General features: G+C 70.4%; 17 protein-coding genes. 11 read left to right on the plus strand and 6 right to left on the minus strand.

The window, feature by feature from the left end; all coding sequences use genetic code 11:
* The first annotated feature begins 28 nt into the window (after positions 1-28).
* The 9 genes from V8686_RS07285 (at position 29) to V8686_RS07325 (ending at position 8,799) form a co-directional block, all read left to right on the plus strand.
* Positions 29-1,024 (plus strand): branched-chain amino acid ABC transporter permease, encoded by a 996-nt coding sequence (locus V8686_RS07285; RefSeq protein WP_379703307.1) that lies wholly within the window; start codon positions 29-31, stop codon positions 1,022-1,024.
* Complete coding sequence (locus V8686_RS07290) at positions 1,014-1,814, plus strand: ABC transporter ATP-binding protein (protein ID WP_379703308.1); 801 nt, start codon at positions 1,014-1,016, stop codon at positions 1,812-1,814. Before V8686_RS07285 ends, V8686_RS07290 begins: the two co-directional genes overlap by 11 nt.
* Positions 1,814-2,566: an ABC transporter ATP-binding protein gene (locus tag V8686_RS07295; protein ID WP_379703309.1), complete on the plus strand. Its 753-nt coding sequence runs from the start codon at positions 1,814-1,816 to the stop codon at positions 2,564-2,566. The genes V8686_RS07290 and V8686_RS07295 overlap by 1 nt, the downstream gene beginning before the upstream one ends.
* An 81-nt stretch (positions 2,567-2,647) precedes the next feature.
* Positions 2,648-3,841 carry a UxaA family hydrolase gene (locus V8686_RS07300; protein WP_379703310.1) on the plus strand — a complete coding sequence of 398 codons (1,194 nt, stop codon included), beginning with the start codon at positions 2,648-2,650 and terminating at the stop codon, positions 3,839-3,841.
* A complete protein-coding gene (locus V8686_RS07305; protein ID WP_379703311.1) occupies positions 3,838-4,164 on the plus strand; it encodes a UxaA family hydrolase in 327 nt (108 codons plus the stop codon). Before V8686_RS07300 ends, V8686_RS07305 begins: the two co-directional genes overlap by 4 nt.
* Complete coding sequence (locus V8686_RS07310; RefSeq protein ID WP_379703312.1) at positions 4,161-5,300, plus strand: UxaA family hydrolase; 1,140 nt, start codon at positions 4,161-4,163, stop codon at positions 5,298-5,300. The genes V8686_RS07305 and V8686_RS07310 overlap by 4 nt, the downstream gene beginning before the upstream one ends.
* A 67-nt stretch (positions 5,301-5,367) precedes the next feature.
* On the plus strand, positions 5,368-7,086 hold the full coding sequence (locus tag V8686_RS07315; RefSeq protein WP_379703313.1) for a DNA mismatch repair protein: 1,719 nt from the start codon (positions 5,368-5,370) through the stop codon (positions 7,084-7,086).
* A gap of 96 nt (positions 7,087-7,182) precedes the next feature.
* The gene (locus V8686_RS07320) at positions 7,183-8,535 is read left to right on the plus strand and encodes a CRTAC1 family protein (RefSeq protein ID WP_379703314.1); all 1,353 of its coding nucleotides are present in this window, start codon (positions 7,183-7,185) and stop codon (positions 8,533-8,535) included.
* A 66-nt stretch (positions 8,536-8,601) separates the two neighbouring features.
* On the plus strand, positions 8,602-8,799 hold the full coding sequence (locus V8686_RS07325; RefSeq protein WP_379703315.1) for a DUF7576 family protein: 198 nt from the start codon (positions 8,602-8,604) through the stop codon (positions 8,797-8,799).
* Between the two features lie 112 nt (positions 8,800-8,911).
* Here V8686_RS07325 and V8686_RS07330 read toward each other — a convergent pair whose 3' ends face one another.
* The 5 genes from V8686_RS07330 to V8686_RS07350 form a co-directional block, all read right to left on the minus strand.
* Positions 8,912-11,308, minus strand: a complete 2,397-nt coding sequence (locus V8686_RS07330) for an ATP-dependent DNA helicase (protein WP_379703316.1) — start codon at positions 11,306-11,308, stop codon at positions 8,912-8,914.
* Between the two features lie 42 nt (positions 11,309-11,350).
* Positions 11,351-11,731: a hypothetical protein gene (locus V8686_RS07335; RefSeq protein WP_379703317.1), complete on the minus strand. Its 381-nt coding sequence runs from the start codon at positions 11,729-11,731 to the stop codon at positions 11,351-11,353.
* A 42-nt stretch (positions 11,732-11,773) separates the two neighbouring features.
* Positions 11,774-13,522, minus strand: a complete 1,749-nt coding sequence (locus V8686_RS07340; protein WP_379703318.1) for a S8 family serine peptidase — start codon at positions 13,520-13,522, stop codon at positions 11,774-11,776.
* A gap of 5 nt (positions 13,523-13,527) precedes the next feature.
* Positions 13,528-14,136 carry an ArsR/SmtB family transcription factor gene (locus V8686_RS07345; RefSeq protein WP_379703319.1) on the minus strand — a complete coding sequence of 203 codons (609 nt, stop codon included), beginning with the start codon at positions 14,134-14,136 and terminating at the stop codon, positions 13,528-13,530.
* Positions 14,137-14,208: 72 nt separating this feature from the next.
* Complete coding sequence (locus V8686_RS07350) at positions 14,209-15,369, minus strand: MFS transporter (protein ID WP_379703320.1); 1,161 nt, start codon at positions 15,367-15,369, stop codon at positions 14,209-14,211.
* Positions 15,370-15,457: 88 nt separating this feature from the next.
* On the opposite strand from V8686_RS07350, the gene V8686_RS07355 reads away from it, so the two are divergent.
* Both V8686_RS07355 and moaC read left to right on the plus strand, forming a co-directional pair.
* Positions 15,458-16,891, plus strand: coding sequence for an NAD(P)H-hydrate dehydratase (locus V8686_RS07355; RefSeq protein ID WP_379703321.1), 1,434 nt, complete (start codon positions 15,458-15,460; stop codon positions 16,889-16,891).
* Positions 16,884-17,372: a cyclic pyranopterin monophosphate synthase MoaC gene (moaC, locus tag V8686_RS07360; protein WP_379703322.1), complete on the plus strand. Its 489-nt coding sequence runs from the start codon at positions 16,884-16,886 to the stop codon at positions 17,370-17,372. The genes V8686_RS07355 and moaC overlap by 8 nt, the downstream gene beginning before the upstream one ends.
* Positions 17,373-17,380: 8 nt before the next feature.
* On the opposite strand, the gene hflX is transcribed toward moaC, so the two are convergent.
* Positions 17,381-18,676, minus strand: coding sequence for a GTPase HflX (hflX, locus tag V8686_RS07365; protein WP_379703323.1), 1,296 nt, complete (start codon positions 18,674-18,676; stop codon positions 17,381-17,383).
* Between the last annotated feature and the right edge of the window lie 13 nt (positions 18,677-18,689).

An 18,689-nucleotide genomic window follows, 5' to 3' on the forward strand; every position in this document is an offset into this window, starting at 1 on the left:
CCCGTCAGCCGCCTGAATGGAGACGACAATGATCAACGTACTACTCCAGCTCGGAAGCATCGAGGGATATCTGCTGACCATCCTGATCTGGGTCGGCATCTACGGACTGATGGCGCTCGGCCTGAACATCCAGTGGGGACAGACGGGTCTGTTCAACATCGGCGTGATCGGGTTCGTCGCCGTCGGCGGGTACACCAGCGCGACCCTGACGATCCCACAGTCCGCGGAGTACTTCGGCGGGTTCGGACTGCCGTTCCCCGTCGGACTGGTCGGTGGGATGCTCGCCGCCGGGTTCGTGGGGTTCCTGATCGCGATTCCGGTCTTGCGCCTGCGCGAGGATTACCTCGCCATCGCGACGATCGGGTTCCAGGAGATCATCCGCCTGCTGTACCTCAATGAGGAGTGGTACGCCGGCGGTCCCCGCGGGCTGCGTGTCGAGGCGCCCCTGAACGACGTCTGGGGTGAGGTCCTCCCCTGGCTCGACTTCAACTGGCTGTGGGTGGGGATCCTGGTCGTGCTCGTGGGGACGTGCTACGTCGTCCTCGAACGGCTCAACCAGTCGCCGTTCGGACGCGTCCTCAAGAGCATCCGCGAGGACGAGGACGTCTCCCGGGCCGCCGGTAAAAACGTCTACCGGTACAAGATGCGCTCGTTCGTGTTCGGCTGTATGATCATGGGTGCGGCCGGCAGCGTCCAGGCCCACTACGTCGGGTACATCAACCCCGACTTCTTCTGGCCGCTGATCACGTTCTACGTGTGGATCGCCCTGTTGCTCGGCGGGTCGGGCAACAACAAGGGTGCGATCCTCGGCGCCGGCATCCTGATGCTGTTTCTCGAAGGCACGAACTTCCTCAAAGGCTACGTCACGTTCCTCGGCTCGACTCAGGTCGACGCCGTCCGGTACGCGGTGGTCGGTGTCCTGTTGATCGCGCTGATGCAGTACCGTCCCGAGGGCGTGCTCGGTGAGCGCAAGACGCTCTTCGGGGACAGGGAGCCATCCGGGGGTGCAGCCGATGCAGACTGAGGTGAGCGAGACGGCGACGGTCGACGACGCCGTCCTCGCGGCCGACTCCGTGCGGAAGACCTTCGGCGAGATCGTCGCGGTCGACGACTGCTCGTTCGAGATCGAGCGCGGCTCGATCACGGGGCTGATCGGTCCCAACGGCGCCGGCAAGTCGACGATGTTCGACTGCATCAGCGGGTTCTACCAGCCCGACGCGGGGACGATTCGCTTCGACGGCACGGACATCACTGGACTCCCGGCACACAAGATCGCTCACGAGGGGCTCGTGCGGACGTTCCAGATCACGCGGGATCTCGCGGAGATGACCGTCATGGAGAACATGATGCTCACCCCGAAAAACCAGACTGGCGAGTCCATGTTCCACGCCGTCTTCAACCGCGACACGATCGAACGCGAGAACGCCGAGATCCAGCGGGACGCGGAGAAACTCCTCGAACTGTTCCAGCTCGATCACGTTCGCCAGGAGTACGCGGGCAACCTCTCGGGTGGCCAGCGCAAGCTACTGGAGATGGCCCGGATGCTGATGCTCGAACCCGAGGCGATGTTGCTCGACGAGCCGATGGCCGGCGTCAACCCGACCCTCGAAAACGACATCGTCGAGCGAATCGAGGAACTCAACAGGCAGGAGGGCGTCACGTTCGTTATCGTCGAACACGACATGGACCTCGTGATGGACCTGTGTGACCGAATCATCGTGATGAACGAAGGTCGGGATCTGGCCGCCGGTACCCCGGCGGAGATCCAAAACGACGAGCGGGTGCTCGAGGCGTATCTCGGGGGTGACTCCTGATGGCCGCCGAGACGATCGATGGGTCGCCGGCCGAGAGGGATGCCGACGTCGTCCTCGACGTCTCCCACCTCACCACCGGGTACGGCGACGTACAGGTCGTCGACGACTTCAACGCCGTCGTTCGCGAGGGCGAAATCGTCACGCTGATCGGCCCCAACGGCGCCGGCAAGTCGACGGTCATCAAGTCGGTGTTCGGGTTCGTCAAGCCCTGGAGCGGTACCGTGTCGTTCCATGGACAGGACATCGCCGGCGAGGAGCCCGAGGACATCGTACGCAAGGGGATCAGCTGGATCCCTCAGCGCCAGAACACCTTCAAGTCGATGTCGGTCCGGGAGAACTTGGAGATGGGCGGGTTCACCCGGGACGGCGGCATCGGCGACCGAATCGAGGAGATATACGACATCTTCCCGGCCCTCGAGCGTCACGACGGCGCGAACGCCGCGGCGCTCAGCGGCGGCCAGCGGCAGATGCTGGCCATGGGCCGGGCGCTGATGCTCGACCCGGAGCTCCTGCTCGTCGACGAGCCGAGCGCCGGTCTCGCGCCCGAACTGGTCGACACCGCCTTCGACAACATCGAGAAGGTCAGGGATCGAGGGACCGCAGTCCTCATGGTCGAACAGAACGCAACGAAGGCCCTGCAACGCTCGGATCGGGGCTACGTGCTCGATCAGGGACAGGATCGATTCGAGGGGACGGCGGACGAGTTGCTCGACAACGACGAGGTCGCACAGCTGTATCTCGGTGCGACCTGACCGGAGCGTCCCGTCCCATTCTGTTAGTAGCTTGACACACCCGTCGAATGGCTTTTGTAATAGCTCGTGAAACCCCTTCCCATGGACGAGTTCACCGGGTACCGTCGCGAAGACGGGCGAATCGGCGTTCGAAACCACGTCGCCGTCGTCCCGACGTCCGTCACGGCGAGTCCCATCGCGGAGCAGATTGCAGCCGACGTCGGCGAACCGGTCCGGGCGACTCCCCACCAGATGGGGACGGACCAGCCCGAGGCGGCGCGCGAACAGACCGAGCGGACGCTCGTGGGCACCGCTCGCAACCCCAACGTCGGCGCGGCGCTGGTCGTCGAACTTGGGACGGAGTCGATCGACGCGGAACGGCTGGCCGACCGGATCGCCCGGTCGGGCAAGCCGGTCGAGACGCTGTCGATCCGCGAGGCCGGCGGAACGCGCGGGGCCGTCGACGCGGGCGCGGCAATCGCCGAGGACCTCGTCGCGTCGGTCCGGGACGCTCGCAGGGAGACCGCTGACGCGAGCGAACTCGTGTTCGCCGTCGAATGCGGGGGCAGCGACGCCACCAGCGGGATCGCGGCGAACCCCGCCGTCGGCAGCGCGTGTGACCGTCTGGTCGAGGCCGGCGGCACGGCCTGTTTCAGCGAGACGCCGGAGTTCATCGGCGCCGAGCACATCCTCGCCGAGCGGTGTGTTTCCGAGGCGGTTCGCGAGCGGCTCCTGGACCGGGTCCAGACCCGCGAGGGTATGGCCAAACTCATGGGCGTGGACATGCGCGGCGCCCAGCCGACGCCGGGCAATCAGGAGGGCGGACTCACCACGATCGAGGAGAAGAGCCTCGGTGCGATCTCCAAAGGCGGGACGACGCCGGTCCGTGGCATCGTCGACTACGCGGAGGATCTCCCGGTCGGCGGCGGCCTCGTGTTGATGGACACGCCCGGATACGACGTCGAGAGCGTCACCGGGAAGGCGGCTGGCGGCGCGCAGATCGCCGCGTTCACGACCGGCCGCGGCAGCACGACCGGCAATCCGATCGTCCCGGTGATCAAGGTGACCGGCAACCCGAAGACCTGGGCGTCGATGTCGAACAACATGGACGTCAACGCGAGCACGGTGATCGAGGGCGAGTCCCTCTCCGCGGTCGGGGGTCGGATCTACGACACGCTGCTGTCCGTGGCCGACGGCGAGCGGACGGCAGCCGAGCGCCGTCGCCTAGAGGAGTACGCGATCAACGAACTCCAGCCAAACGAGCTTGCGGATCCGCGGGGGCGGGGGCAGGTATGAACGGCGAGATAATCGGCGAAGTTGCGCTCGTCATGGACCGGACAGACAACGTGGCGACGGTGCTGGACGACCTGATCGAGGGACGGACGCTGACCGTCGGGGACGTCGACGCCGCCGACGGCGAGACGATCACGCTGACCGAGGACGTCCCGTTCGGACACAAGATCGCGCTGACCGCCATCGATCCCGGTGACCCCGTCCGCAAGTACGACGAGGTGATCGGCGAAGCCTCGGCCGCAATCGCGCCCGGCGAGTGGGTCCACACGCACAACTGTGACAGCCGCCGTGGCCGCGGTGACGTCCAGGCGGAGGGCGAGGCATGAGCGCGACCGGCGACGGCCCTGACGGGGAGTCGGCGGATCGCGACCCCCTCTCCTTCGAAGGCTACGAGCGCCCGGGCGGCAGCGTCGGCGTCCGCGACCGCGTGCTGGTACTTCCCTCGGTGATCTGTTCGCATATGGTCGCGGATCGGATCGCGGACCGGGTCGACGGCGCGGTCAGTGCCCCGCACGACCACGGCTGTGCACAGATCGGCTCCGACAACGAACAGACCGAGCGGACGTTCCTCGGCGTCGCGCGGAACCCCAACGTAGCGGGGACGCTCGTCGTAGGTCTCGGCTGCGAGCACGTCCAGAGTGACGCCGTCGCGGCGCAGTTGGATGACCTCGGGGTCCCAGTCCGCGAACTATCCATCCAGGGCGTCGGCGGCACCGACCCGACGATAGAGCGCGGGGCCGAGGCGGCTCGCGACCTGCGCGAGACGACGCGAGCCGGGTCGACCGCAGCCGACGCCAGCGACCTCACGCTCGGAATCGTGTGCACGGACCTGGCCGAGGGGACGGTCGAGACGGCGGCGCCGCTCGTGGGCGCGCTCGCCGAGACGGTGACCGCGGCCGGTGGTCGCGTCGTGGCCGCGGGAATCGAGCCCCTGCTGGCCGATCCCGACGCGGCCCGCGCGGCCGCGAGCGGCGACGCCGCCGAGGCCGTCGACGACCTGCTGGCGCGGCACGAAGGACACCCCGCCAAAACCCGAACCGTCGAGCGAGCGGCGCGAGCGCAGCCGTTCGCAGCCACGACACGGGCCTGGGGCGAGGGACCGATCCGCGACGTGCTTGCCTACGGCGAGCCGGCGACCCACGACCGTGGGCTGGCCGTGGTCGACGCCCCGTCGCAGTTCACGGAGGCGGCGACGGGCCTGGTCGCCGCGGGCGCACAGGTCGTCGTCCACGTCACCGACGAGGGAGTGCCGACCGGCCATCCCCTGGCACCCGTGGTGAAGGTGAGCGGGAACGAGGCCACCTGCGAGGCGCTGGCGGACGACATCGACGTCGACGCGACGACGGCCACCGCGGTCGACCTCCGGGAACGGGTCGGAGACGTGCTCCGTGGCGGACAGTCCCGAACCGAGGCCCACGGAGTGACGGATTTCGCGATCACGCGCGTCGGCCCGTCGATGTAGCGGTGGCCGGGGCGGTTCGACCGTCCGCGGAGGCAACCACTATACGCCCTGCCCGACTGCCTCCGGTATGCGACTGGAGGATTACTGGGGGGTGGGGCCGAAGACGAGCGAGCGCCTCCGCGAGGCACTGGGGGAAGAAGCGGCCGTCGACGCCATCGAGTCGGCGGACGTGCGCGCGTTGACCGACGCCGGGATCACCCGCGGTCGCGCGACACGCATCCTCCGCCGCGCGAACGACGAGGCGGGGATGGACGCCCTCGCGACCCGTGACACGCGCGACGTCTACGACGACCTACTCGAACTGGCGAGCGAGCACGCCCTCACCCGGCACGCGGCCGATCGGATTCGCGTCATGACGCCACTCTCCTCTCGGACGGCGGTCGACTCCCGGTTGGACGCCGTCGCCGCCGCCCGCGAGGCATGGACCGGACTCGGCGACGCAGGACGCGAGGCAGTCGTCGCCGCTTTCGAGACGTACGACGTCGCGGACGGCTCCGAACGCGCCGCCGTCGACGCCGCCCTCGCGCTCCGGGAGGCGGGACTCGACGGGACCACCTTCGACGCCCTCGGCGACGTGGACTCCGCGGCCCTCCGCGAGGCGGCCGAGGCGCTCGGGTACGTGACCGCCGACGGCGTCACCGAAGGGGCCGACGACCGTCTCGACGACCTGCGCGCCCGCCTCGCGGACGCCCGTGACCTGGAGAACTCCGCGTTCGACGTGCTCGAACGGGTTCGCGAGACTGGCGTGCGCGATCTGGCGGACTTTCGTCGCGCGTTCGGCGACTACGTCGCCCGCGAGACGCGCCTCTCGCGGTCGGCCGTCGAGGAGATTGCACCCGAGGAAGCCCACGACGCCGCCGACTTCGTGAGTACCACCCTCCGGGCGCTCGTCGACGACCTGGAGCGGCGAGCGGCCGAGCGCGAACGCGAGGTGGAGGGCGACCTTCGGGCCTCGGTGGCCGACGCCCGCGAGGACGTGGATCGGGTGCTGGCCGCCGTCGACGACGTGGCCTTCGACCTCTCGTTGGCCCGCTTCGCCGAAGCTCACGACCTCGTCCGACCGGCACTCGGCGGCGACTGCCTCGCCGTCGAGGGGGCGCGCAACCTCTTCCTCGACGACCCGGACCCCGTGACCTACGCCGTCGGCGACCACGACCTGTCGCCGCCGACGGGCGACCGCGTTGCGGTGCTGACGGGGGCCAACAGCGGCGGGAAGACGACGCTTCTGGAGACGTGCTGTGCGGTCGCCCTGCTCGCAGCGATGGGGTTGCCGGTGCCCGCCGACCGCGCCGCAGTCGGCGCCTTCGACGCCGTCGTCTTCCACCGCCGACACGCCAGTTTCAACGCCGGCGTACTGGAGTCGACGCTGAAGTCCATCGTCCCGCCGCTGACCGACGGCGGGCGCACGCTCATGCTCGTCGACGAGTTCGAGGCGATCACGGAACCGGGCCGGGCTGCCGACCTGCTGAACGGGCTGGTCGACCTCACCGTCGACCGGGGTGCTCTCGGCGTCTACGTCACCCACCTCGCGGACGACCTGAGTCCGCTCCCCGACGCCGCCCGCATCGACGGCATCTTCGCGGAGGGGCTAACCCCCGACATGGCTCTCCGGGTGGACTACCAGCCCCGATTCGGTACCGTGGGCAAGTCCACACCGGAGTTCATCGTCTCGCGTCTCGTCGCCAACGCGCGCGACCGGGCCGAACGCGGCGGGTTCGAACACCTCGCGGCCGCCGTGGGCGAGGAGGCGGTCCAGCGCACCCTCGCCGACGCGTGGGAGGCGTAGTCGGCGGGTTGCGTCCGCGCTTCGACCGTCAGTATGCAGGGCCGAGACGGCTCACCGGAGCGTGCGACTCTTAACCCCACGCCGTCTGGGGGAGGTATGTTCGAGGACCGCTCGGGCCTGTTCGCCGACGACACCCCCTTTCGAGGGTACGGCGCGGCCGTCACGCCCGGTTCCGACGGTCCCTTGGTGTTCGTCGCCGGCTTCGGCACCGACAACCGTGTCCTCCGGTACGAGGGCGACGCCGTCGTCGACGCGGCCTGTGGCGTCCTCGCCGACGACGGCCGCCACGCCATCGGCGTCGCCGCGGCCGATCTCGACGCCGACGGCCGCGAGGAGGTGTACGTCCACAACGTCGCCGCCTTCGGCGGCACGTCGGCCGAGGCCGACCTGCTCCTCGACCCGGAGCACGACGGCAAGCGGTGGCGTGATCTCTTCGCCGACCCGGTGAACCGCAGGCGAGAGAACTACCGCGTCGGGCGCTCCGTCGCCGCCGTCGACCGCCTCGGCACCGGCCGCTACGGCCTGTTCGTCACCGGCTACGGTGCCCCTGCCCGATTCTACGAGGTGGGCGACGACGGCGGCATCACCGACCTCGCGGGTGCGGTCGGCCTCGACGTGGTCACCGGCGGTCGGTCCGTCGCCGCCGGACCCATCCTCTCGGAGCGGACGGACGTGTTCGTGGGTGCCGAGCGCGGGCCGAACCTCCTCCTCCGGAACGTGGGCGGGAAGTACGTCGACGTGGCCCGGGAGTACGGCGTCGCCGACCCGGAGGAGAACGCCCGCGGCGCGGCGCTCGTGGCCCCCGACGGTGCCCACCCACCCGACATCGTCTGCGGGAACTGGAACGGCGCGAACCGTCTGTTCGCCCACGCGGACGACACCTTCCGCGACGTGGCGCCGGCCGAACTCGCCCGGCCAGCCCGCGTCCGTACCGTCGTGGCGGCCGACTTCGACAACGACGGCCGCCTGGAGCTGTTCGTCAACTGTCTCGGCGCCCCCAACCGCCTGCTCACGTACGACGACGGGTGGACGCAGACGGGGATCGGCGACGCCCTCGAACCGGAAGGGATGGGAACCGGCGCCGCCGCCGCCGACCTCGACGGCGACGGCACGCTGGAACTGCTCGTCGTCCACGGCGAGGCCGAGGCGCAGTCGCTCTCGCTGTTCGCGGCGCCGAACGACGGGGATTGGCTCCGGGTGCGGCCGCTCACTCCCGCGGGCGCTCCCGCCCGCGGCGCCCGGGTCACCCTCCGTACCGACGCCGGCCGCCAGGTCCGCCTCGTCGACGCCGGTAGCGGCTACCTCTGTCAGATGGAGCCAGTCGCCCACTTCGGCCTCGGCTCGGCGACGCCGGAGTCGGTCACCGTCCACTGGCCCGACGGCCGCGAGCGAACGGTGGACGACCCGCCGTCGTGTGCGACGCTCCGGCCACCCCACCCGGGCGCCTGATCCGTACGACCCCCGGCGGTCGAAGTGTCGGGATTTAAGGCGGGGTCCCCGTTACTGACTGGAAACATGATCGACCCCACATCCGATATCGGCGAGGACGTCGACGAGAGCACGGCACCGACCTGTCACACGTGCGGGAAGAAGATCATTCAGGAGCCGAACCACCGCGTCGTCTCGTGGGTCGACGATGGGGCCGTCGAACATCTCCACTTCTGTGACGACGAGTGCCGCGAAGCCTGGAGCGGCCGCCGACCGAGTCACTGAGGGAGGCACGCACACGCCCGGCGTGGGGTCGGCTCATACGGACTGCCGTCAGTCAGTTCCGGCCGTCGCCGATCACGCGGCGACGGGCGGGACACAGTTACACCGGTCCGTCTCACCCGTTGTGCTCGAACCGATCCAGCCCCAGCGACAGCATATCCGGACTGACGGGCCCGAACTCCTCGCGTTCCCACGCCGGGAAGTACTCCCGGACGCCGTTCCACCGGTCGCGGGCGTACCGCGCGTCGATCAGCACCCGGATTCCCCGCTCCTCGGGGCCGCGGATGACCCGCCCGATGGCCTGGCGCGCCTTCCGGACCGCCGGCACCGTCAGCGCCGTCTCGAAGCCGCTCCGGCCGCCGGACTCCGGTCCCCCGCCGTCGCCACCGAACGCCCGGTCGTAGGCCGTCACGACCGCCTGCGTCCGCGGGCGCGTCGTGTCGACCAGCGGGACACCACACACCACCGCCGCGTGCAGTCGGTCGCCGCGGTAGTCGACCCCCTCGGTGAGCGTCCCCCGGAGGCTAGTCACGAGCGTCTTCGACCCCCCCGCGAAGAAGTCCGCCTTCAGACGCTCCGTCGCGCCGTCGTCGCTCGACTCGTCGAGGAGGACGGGCGAGTCGAGGCGTTCGTCGAGACGGCCGGCCATCCACTCCGCCTCGGCGTAGTTCGGCATTCCCACGAGGACGTTCCCGTCCCGACCGGCAACCTCGGCGACTGCGTCGACGTACATCCGGCGGGCGTCGGTGTCGTCGCCGACCGCCCCGCGGTTCTCGTAGGTGTAGGCCGGCGCGTCGACCGCGAAACTCGCGCGGTTCTCGGCCGGGAAGGTGAGCCCGTAGGTCCGTTCGACGACCGGCCGTCCGTCGTCGGCGAGGGCGTCGAGACCGGTCACCGTCCGGAACACGTCGAGGGGTTCGAGCGTCGCCGACATCAACACGCCGCCGCCGAAATCGTCGAGGCGGTCGGCGATAGCGTCGCCGGGAACGCAGTTGTGCAGGGAGAGGCGGGCGTTGTAGGCCCGGCGCCACGAGTCCTCGGGTTCGGCTTCGTTCCACGTCCGCGAGAGGTCGATGGAGCGGAAGTATCGGGTGTGGTCCGCGCGGTACCACGCGCCGAGGACGCGACCGACCGTCGGCGCCGCCCGCTCCCGGTCGGCCTCCTCCAGTTCGTTCAGGACGCGCGCGGCGACGGCGCCGACCGTCTCGGCGCGCACCCACACGTCGTCGCCGTACTCCCCGTCGGCCCACTCCGTGATGGCGTCGGGCGCCGGCTCCCCCGGGTCGCGCAGCGGGATCTCGTCGTCTGGAAGGTCGTCTATCGACGCTTTCCACCCCGGATGCTCCCGGTTCAGGTGGGCGCGGATCTGCCGGTCGAGTTCCTCCCGCAGGTCGCGGACGAACGACCGCGTGGCCTTCAGTTCCGCGAGACTCACGTCCGCCTCCTCCAGTTCGCCGCGGATCAGGTCGGCGTCCCGCGAACTGCCGTCGTCGCCGGCGGCCCCCGACCGGCGCCCCGGAGGGCGTGACCCCTCGCCGTCGAACTCGACCGGCTGGATCACCCGCGTCAACTCCGACTCGGCGTCCCGGAGGGTGGCGTCGCCCACGCCGTCGCTCACCAGGTCGCGCACCCGTGGTTCGAGCATGTGTGCTTCGTCGCAGACGACGAACGTCGAGTCGTCGAGGAGGGCGCCGGTGAAGGAGCCGACCGTCTGCGGGTCGAAGGCGTGGTAGTAGTTACCGATGATCACCTCGACGTGGGGAATGAGCGCCCCGAGCATCGAGTGCGGGCAGGTGCCGTAACTCGCCGAGAGGCCGACGAGATCCTCGGTGTCCAGGAGGCCGCGATCCGCGAAGTCGAAGGGGACGGCCTCGACCGGGTCGCCGTCCTCGGGCAGGTCCTCCAGATATCCCGCGTAGAAGGGGCAGTACTCGGTGTCCTCGAACTCGGCGGTGGCGGGCGGGTAGGGCGTCGGTTCGCCGGCCGTCTCGAGGAAGTCCGCCGTCGCCTCGCTCCCGGTGTCGAGCAGGCCGGTCTGGGTGCTGCGGGCGTCGTCGGCGAGCGCCGCGGCCGTCGTCGGCCCCTCGCTCCCGGTCAGGTTCCGGGTCCGCTCGCGGAGCCCCTCACACCGGTCGTAGACGGTCGTCTCGTCCACGTCGCCGACGCGTTCCCGGCTGTACGGACAGACGTCCGCCTTGCCGACGAGCGTCAGCGCCGAGACGGGGCGCCAGTCCTCTGGCAGTTCGTCGTTGATGGTTTCCACGTCCTCCTCGAACTGCCGGAGTTGCTGTTTGACGCTGGTGAGGACGGCCACCCGCTCGAACGACGAGTCGGGGTCACGAACCCGATCGATACCGGCGGTCAGAGCGAGCATCGTCTTGCCCGTCCCGCAGGCGCCCTCGACGACCGTGAACCCACCCCGGTCGGCCGTCTCGATGGCCGTCTCGATACCGTCGGCCTGTTCGGGGTACGGCTCGTCGTGGCCGAACACCGTCCGCCACGTTTCGCCCATGCTATCCACAGGCTGGCGACGTCCTCGGATAAAAAGCTCGGCTCAGAGCAGGCTCCGACCCAGCACGATCACCGAGAGGTTGTTGGCGAAGACGCCGAGCCCCACCGCGACGAGGACGCCCAGCCACCCCTCGATCAGGAGCGCGAAGTAGTAGTCGGCCGGCGAGGGGGTCCGGCGCAATCGGTCGAGGAGCAGGCGGAAGAAGCCGGTGACGAGCACCACGACGGCGAGGTGTGCGCCGACGACGACGAGGGTGGTTCGCCCGAGTAGCCACCGCATCAGCGGGTTCCCCTCGGCGCCCGTCCCGACGAGTCGTGCCGCCGCGAGACTCGTCAGCAGGTCCACCGAGAGCAGGAGAAAGAGTGCGACGGCGATCCAGTCCCAGTACTCCTCGATCCGAGATTCGGTGATGCCCGGCGTCACGGCCGCGCCCCGTGCCGACGTGGCGACGAGTTGGGGACGGCCCTACGGGGCGTCACCCTGCCTCGTCCCGTCGCCGCGCTCGGTGGAGTCGCCCGCGCTGTCGCCGTCGGCCGTCGATCCGCCGGTTCGGCTCCCGTCGTCGGTTCCGTTCCGGTCGTCATCCTGCTCACCCGTTCGGTCCCCGTCGGGGTCATCGTTCCGGTCGGTCCCTTCGTCCTCACCCTCGCGTCCGTCGTCACTCCGTCCGCCGTCCGCGGATCGGTCCGCCCCGCTCGATTCGTCGGGGCGGACCCCGCCGTCGGTCCCACCGGAGCGGGTGGTGTTGCGGTCCGCGTCGGTCGTCGACCGCTCTCGTGCCGTCGGCGCCGCGTCGTCCGCTCCGCCGTCGTTTCCGGGACCGTCGGCGTCGGCGGCCGGGTTGCTCGTCGCCGGATCGCTGGCGGCCGTGCCGGCCGTGGGCGCCGCGCCGGGGTCCGCACTCGCGTCCGTCGCCGCTTCGACGGCGGCGAGGGCGTCGATAGCGCCGTCTTCGCCGTCGGCGGTGCGTTCGAGGATGGCTTCGACCCGCTCCGGCGAGGGATCGTGACTCCCGGACTCCATGAGCGCCGCCGTCCCGGCGACGTAGGGGGCGGCGGCCGACGTGCCCGCCAGATCCGGGTCGGCACGGGTTCGGGCGCTGGCCGGCGCGGTCAGGTCCACGGTGCCGTTCGCCGAGAGGGAACTGTACGCTGCCAGGTCGCCGTTCGCAGTCGCGCCCACGGCCACGACACGGTCGCTCGTCGCCGGCGCGACCATGCTCCCCCGGGCGGTGGCGTGTTCGAGTTCGTGGTGTGCAGCGAACACCTGCACGCGACCCGTCGCCGAGGTGGGGTCGTCCGCCGTGGCCGCGGCGACGTCGTCCGCGTAGACGGCGACGTAGTAGCGCCCGCGCGGGACGGCCACGTCGACGCTCTCGACGGTCCGCCCCGGGCCCGTCTCGTCGGCCGCCGACTTCGCGACCACGCGGTCGGCCGCGTTCGGGAGCCGTCGGTAGAGGTAGAGGTCGTAGTCGGCGTCCGACCGCCAGCGCAGGCGGACGGTGACGCGTCCCTGGAGTCGGTCACCGTCAGCGAGGTGGTTCGCGGCGTCGTCTCCGGTGAAGGAGACCCAGCCGTCGGCGGCTCCCGGCCCCGCCCAGTGGCGGTTCGCGTAGTTGCCGGCGGAGGTGACGAACACCACGCCCTCGTCGGCCGCCCGTTCCGCGGCGGCGGTGATCCGCGCCCCGTCGCCCGCGACGCTGGGGAAGTAACTCCCGGAGTCGACGACGACGTCGACGCCGCGGTCGGTCAGCCACTCGACGGCGGCCGCGTACTCCTCGGGGGTCGGCGTCCGACCGACGCCGGCGAGATAGAGGTCGGATGCGGGCGCCGTCTCCGAGACGACTTCCGCGACGGCGGTGTCGTGGGCCGTCGTCCCCGGCGGGCCGCCGAACTGCCGGCTGTCGACCACGTGGGGCGCGACGACGTCGTTGCTCGTCGCGAAGCCGCGACCGATGACGCCCACGTCGACGCCGGCGCCCGTGAGGCCGCGGTCGTGGACCGCGTCGGCTCGGACCGTCCGTAGCGCCTCGGCCGTCGCCCCGGCGCCGGCGGGGTGGCGCTCCACCGCCGAGCCGATTGTCGTGCCGACGTCACCGCCCGCGTCGGCGGCGGGCGACGCGTCGGCGCGCGCACCCGCCGGCGCCGGCTGGACGACGGCGAGGACGACGACGAGCGTGAGGAGGGCGACGCGCGCTCTGGGGGCGTCGAACATGGGGATCAGCGGTCGTAGTAGTCCCAGACGACGAGGGTGGCGACGATCAGGAGGCCGCCGGCGAGGAAGGCGAGACCCGGGGGGACGAGCCCGAGGAGCGGTCCCGTCGCGCTTCCGACGCCGTCGCCGACACGCGGGGTCGTTCCCGGGCCACCCAGGTCGACGACGCCGGCGCCGAACGCCCGCTGGACCGCCAGCGCCCCCACCGCGAGGACGGCGAGGACGCCGACGAACCGTTCTAGCGAGTCGAGAAAGCGCTCTTTGTTGGCGTCCGACCCCACGCAGACGACGAGGGAGTCCTGGGTCGGAGCGTACACCTTCATCTCGCGGCCTTTCACCGAGTACCGCGTGTCTGCGACTTCGACCAGCCCGGCCTCTTCGAGGTTGCCGAGGTGGTGGCGGACGTTCTGGAGGGACGTCGACACCGTCTCTGCGAGTTCCGATGCCGTCGCGGGGCGGTCTTCCAGCGCGGCCAGAATCGAGCGGGCCGTCTCCGACGATATCGAACCGATGAGGTCCTCGGCATCGTCGTCCGTCAGGGACAGGACGCGGAGTTCACCCTCTCCCTCCGCGCTCACGTCATCCTCTAACTGTGATGGTAACAGCCCTGACATCGGACGTCAGTTGCAAATCCAGATAAAAAATGCTTCGCCAGAATCTCATTCAGTAAATTCGTTGACAGATACTCAGTCGGCCGCAGTCGGGACGTTCCCGCGCAGATACAGGGCAGCGAGCAGGCCGACGAGTGCGAGGAGGCCGCCGGCGAATCCGAGGAAGATGTCGTCGAAGGGCAGGCGCTCGCCCAGCGCTCCGACCACGCCGCTCCCGGTGGCCTGCACGAGGAGTGCGAGGCCGCCGTAGACGGCGTAGGCGCTGCCGCGGTTGTCGGGCACTGCGCCGAGGACGTAGGCGTCGAGGGCGGGAAAGAGGCTGTGGGCGACGAGGCCGAGGCCGACGCTCACGGCCACGAGGGCGACGAGCGACTGGGCGACGGTCAGCGCCGCGACGCCCGCAGCGACGCCCGCGCCGAGTGTCAGGATGTAGGGCACCTTCGGCAGACGGTCGGCGAGGCTCCCCCCCAGCCAGAACGCCGGCAGGCCGGCGGCGAACGCGACGGTCAGGAGCGTGCCCGCGCGCCCGGCAGTCAGCCCCTTCGCCGCGACGAGGTACGTGACGTAGAAGTTGAACACTCCTTGCCAGACGAAGCCCGTGCCGCCGACCATCACGACGGCCGCGAGGATGATCCGCCAGTGGGTCAGGGCGGCGACGAAGTCGTGGTCGGCCCCCCGCGGGATTCCCCCCGTCCGCCGCCGAGCCACGGCGACGTAGAGGAGCGTCAGCGCCCCGCCGAGTACCGCGAGCAACCAGAAGACGGCCCGCCACGAATCCGCGGCCACGAGGGCGACGGTGAGCGTCGGGGCGACGACGGCGGCCGTCTGTGCGGCCGTCCCGTGGATACCGGCTGCCCGCCCGACCCGGTCGGGATAGAGGTCGCCGATGAGCGGCACCGCCGACGCGTAGTACGCCCCCGAGGCGACGCCGATGGCGAAGGCCCCGGTCTGGAGAAGGGGGAGCGACTCCGTCGTGGCGGTCAGCGCCGAGGAGACGGTGAGGAGCACCCCGGCCCCGAGAACGATCCGACCCCGCGGTATCCGCGTCACGAGGTACCCGACCGGGATGCGCGGGACGGCCGTGCCGACCCAGACGAGCGTCGTCACGAGGCCGATGGCCCCCGTGCCGGCGGCGAACGTGGTCCGGAAGGTTTCGAGGAGGGGGGCGAAGGCCACCCGCCCGAAGTTGGCACAGAACACCAGCCCACAGAGCGTGCCGAAGAGCCGACGTGTCACGGCCCGGCTTCGGAGGGGTGGGTCACAAGCGTTGCGCTCCGCGCCGCCTATGGCGATAGTTTAACGGCCGCCGGGGCGAAGCCGGGATATGATCACGGCAGACCGGATGGCGGCCGTCGACGAGAACGCGGCCGCCCTCGGAATTCCGCGCAAACAGCTGATGGAGTCGAGCGGCAACGCCGTCGCGAGGGTGGTCCGACGAGTCGCCGACCCCGGGGCCGCCGTCGCTCTCGTCTGTGGCCGCGGCAACAACGGCGGCGACGCCTTCGTCGCCGCTCGCTTCCTCGACGACTACGACGTGACGGTCCACCTGCTCGGCCGCCCCGAGAGCATCGGCACCGACATCGCCCGCGAGAACTGGGCGACCCTGACCGCCGCCGACTACGACACCCGTGTCGTCCACGACTCCCGGGCGTTCGAACTCGGCGACCCCGACGTCGTCGTCGACGCCATGCTCGGGACGGGAGCGACGGGGGCGCTCCGTCAACCGGAGCGCCACGTCGCCGCGGCGATCAACGAGGCTCCCGCGACGGTCGTCGCCGTCGACGTGCCCTCCGGCGTCGACGCCGACACCGGCGAGGTGGCGGGCGTCGCCGTCGCCGCCGACCACGTCGTCACGTTCCACGACGCCAAGCCCGGCCTCGACGACGACGAGGTGACCGTCGCCGACATCGGCATCCCCGAGGCGGCCGAACTGTTCACTGGCCCGGGCGACCGTCGCTTGCTCTCCCGGCCGAGCGACGCGCACAAGGGCGCCTTCGGGGAAATCCTCGTCGTCGGTGGCGGCCCGTACACGGGCGCACCGGCCCTGGCCGCGCAGGCTGCGATGCGTGCCGGCGCCGACCTCGTTCGGGTGGCCTGTCCACGGGCCGTCGCCCGCGAGGTGCAGGGGTTCGAGGAAGGGTTGATCGTCCGCCCGTTCGACGGCGAGCGACTGACCGGCGGGAATCTGGGTCACGTCGGCCGTCTCGCGGCCGACCACGACGCCGTCGTCTTCGGGCCCGGACTCGGCGACCACGAGGCGACGCTCGCGGCGGTGCGGGACTTCCTCGACGACTACGACGGGCGAGCGGTGATCGACGCCGACGCCCTCGCCGTCGTCCCCGAGGTGGACACCGAGGCGACGCTCCTGTGTACGCCCCACCAGGGCGAACTCCGGGGCATGGGCGGGCCGCGCGCCGACGACTGGCGCGACCGGGTGGACGCAGTTGCCGACTTCGCCGCCGAACTGGACCACACGCTGCTGGTGAAAGGCGCCTACGACGTCGTCTCCGACGGCGACCGTTCGCGGGTGAACCGGACCGGCAATCCGGGGATGACCGTCGGCGGCACCGGCGACGTCCTCGCGGGTGCCGCCGGGGCGCTGCTGGCCACGCAGGCACCCGTCGACGCCGGCGCCCTCGCCGCCTACGCCAACGGTCTCGCCGGCGACCGGATCGTCGACCGGCAGGGGTACGGGTTGCTGGCGAGCGACCTCTTGCCCGAACTCCCGCCGTCCCTGTGGGGTGGTGTCGATGAGTGAGGACCCCGCCGACGACCTGACCCACACCGACGAGTCCGGAAACGTCCAGATGGTCGACGTGGGCGACAAACCCGACACCGCACGACGGGCGGTGGCGGCGGGCACCATCCACCTCCAGCCGTCGACGGTCGAGGCCATCCACGCCGACGACATCGGCAAGGGCGACGTACTGGCGACGGCCCGGGTCGGCGCCGTACAGGCCGTGAAACACACCTGGGAGACGATTCCGATGTGTCACCAGATCCCGATCACGAACGTCGAGACGACCTTCGACGTAGGCGAGGACCGGGTCGACCTCACCGTCGCCGTCGAGACGACCGGCAAGACCGGCTGCGAGATGGAGGCGCTCGAAGGCGTGACGACGGGACTGAACGTCGTCTGGGACATGGTGAAGGCGGCGGAGAAAGACGACGACGGCGCGTATCCCGACACGGCGATTCGGGACGTGCGGGTGACCGAGAAGACGAAACGGTCGCTGTAGCCTCGTGTCTACACCGACTCGACGGCCGCGAGGTCGCTCGCTTTGGCGCGGGCGCGTTCGACCACCGACGGCGGCGCCTCGAACTCGAGGACGATCTGCTCCCCTTCGTACTCCTCGGCCTCGACGTTGCCGTGGTCGTGGACCCACGAGACGAGGCTCATGGTGTCGTCGCTCATCGGCAGGACGAGGCGCTCGAACTGCCAGTCGGGGAGTTCCGCCTCGATCCGGTCCCGGAGTTCGTCGACGCGGTCGCCGGTCAGCCCCGAGACGGCGACGGGGTTGGGTGCGAGCGCCGACAGCGCCTCGCGTTTCTCGGCGAACTCCTCCTCGTCGATCCGGTCGATCTTGTTCAACACGGTGACGATGGGCGCCTCGTTGCGTTCGTACAGCGTGTCGTGACAGGTGACGAGTTTCTCCCGCATCTCCTCGACCGGCTCGCTCGCGTCCACCACGAGGAGGACCAGATCGGCGTGATACACCGAGTCGAGCGTCGACTCGAACGATTCGACCAGCCAGTGAGGGAGGTCCGAGACGAACCCCACCGTGTCGGTCAGGAGGACGTCCCGCCGGCCGGTGTCGGCCCGGCGGGTGGTGGTGCCGAGCGTCGTGAAGAGGCGGTCCTCGCTCTCGGCGGTCGTCTCGAGGTCCGGGTGGCGATCCTCGTTCTCGTCCACGTCGAGGTCCTCGGCCAGTCGGCGCATCAGCGTCGACTTGCCGGCGTTGGTGTAGCCCGCGAGCGCCACCAGATCGAAGCCGGATTCGCGGCGCCGTTCGCGCCGCGTCTCCTCTTTCTCCGCGATCGCGTCGAGTTCACGTTTGATGTCGGCGATCTGGTTTTTGATGTCGCGCTCGCGACTCTCGTCGTACTCCCCGAGGCCCATGAATCCGGGGCGCTCGTCGCGCTTGGCCAGGCTGGTCTTGGCCTCGGCCCGCGGGAGTTCGTAGCGGAGTTCCGCGAGTTCGACCTGTAACTGCGCCGTGCGGGTCCGTGCCCGCTGGCCGAAGATGTCGAGGATGAGGGTGAATCGGTCGACGACTTCGACCCCCTCCGGGAGCTTTCCGCCGATGTTGTACGTCTGGTAGGGACCGAGTCGGTTGTCGACGATCACTGCCTCGGCGTCGCGGTCGACCGTCAGCGCCGCCAGTTCGTCGACTTTCCCCTCGCCGAAACCGTAGGCGGCGTCCTCCTCGCGGGTCTGGGTGAGTTCGCCCACCACGTCGTAGCCCGCGGCGCGTGCGAGGTCCGTGATCTCTTCGAGGTCGGCGTCGCCGCGCTCGACCCGCTTGGCGACGATCGCCCTCATCGGTCCACCACCG

Source organism: Haloplanus litoreus, assembly GCF_045690335.1.
Lineage (GTDB): Archaea > Halobacteriota > Halobacteria > Halobacteriales > Haloferacaceae > Haloplanus > Haloplanus litoreus.

Excerpts from the sequence above, each read along its gene's own strand:
- V8686_RS07285 (WP_379703307.1), top strand. The coding sequence starts at position 29 with ATGATCAACGTACTACTCCAGCTCGGAAGCATCGAGGGATATCTGCTG.
- V8686_RS07290 (WP_379703308.1), top strand. The coding sequence starts at position 1,014 with ATGCAGACTGAGGTGAGCGAGACGGCGACGGTCGACGACGCCGTCCTC.
- V8686_RS07295 (WP_379703309.1), top strand. The coding sequence starts at position 1,814 with ATGGCCGCCGAGACGATCGATGGGTCGCCGGCCGAGAGGGATGCCGAC.
- V8686_RS07300 (WP_379703310.1), top strand. The coding sequence starts at position 2,648 with ATGGACGAGTTCACCGGGTACCGTCGCGAAGACGGGCGAATCGGCGTT.
- V8686_RS07305 (WP_379703311.1), top strand. The coding sequence starts at position 3,838 with ATGAACGGCGAGATAATCGGCGAAGTTGCGCTCGTCATGGACCGGACA.
- V8686_RS07310 (WP_379703312.1), top strand. The coding sequence starts at position 4,161 with ATGAGCGCGACCGGCGACGGCCCTGACGGGGAGTCGGCGGATCGCGAC.
- V8686_RS07315 (WP_379703313.1), top strand. The coding sequence starts at position 5,368 with ATGCGACTGGAGGATTACTGGGGGGTGGGGCCGAAGACGAGCGAGCGC.
- V8686_RS07320 (WP_379703314.1), top strand. The coding sequence starts at position 7,183 with ATGTTCGAGGACCGCTCGGGCCTGTTCGCCGACGACACCCCCTTTCGA.
- V8686_RS07325 (WP_379703315.1), top strand. The coding sequence starts at position 8,602 with ATGATCGACCCCACATCCGATATCGGCGAGGACGTCGACGAGAGCACG.
- V8686_RS07330 (WP_379703316.1), bottom strand. The coding sequence starts at position 11,308 with ATGGGCGAAACGTGGCGGACGGTGTTCGGCCACGACGAGCCGTACCCC.
- V8686_RS07340 (WP_379703318.1), bottom strand. The coding sequence starts at position 13,522 with ATGTTCGACGCCCCCAGAGCGCGCGTCGCCCTCCTCACGCTCGTCGTC.
- V8686_RS07345 (WP_379703319.1), bottom strand. The coding sequence starts at position 14,136 with ATGTCAGGGCTGTTACCATCACAGTTAGAGGATGACGTGAGCGCGGAG.
- V8686_RS07355 (WP_379703321.1), top strand. The coding sequence starts at position 15,458 with ATGATCACGGCAGACCGGATGGCGGCCGTCGACGAGAACGCGGCCGCC.
- moaC (WP_379703322.1), top strand. The coding sequence starts at position 16,884 with ATGAGTGAGGACCCCGCCGACGACCTGACCCACACCGACGAGTCCGGA.
- hflX (WP_379703323.1), bottom strand. The coding sequence starts at position 18,676 with ATGAGGGCGATCGTCGCCAAGCGGGTCGAGCGCGGCGACGCCGACCTC.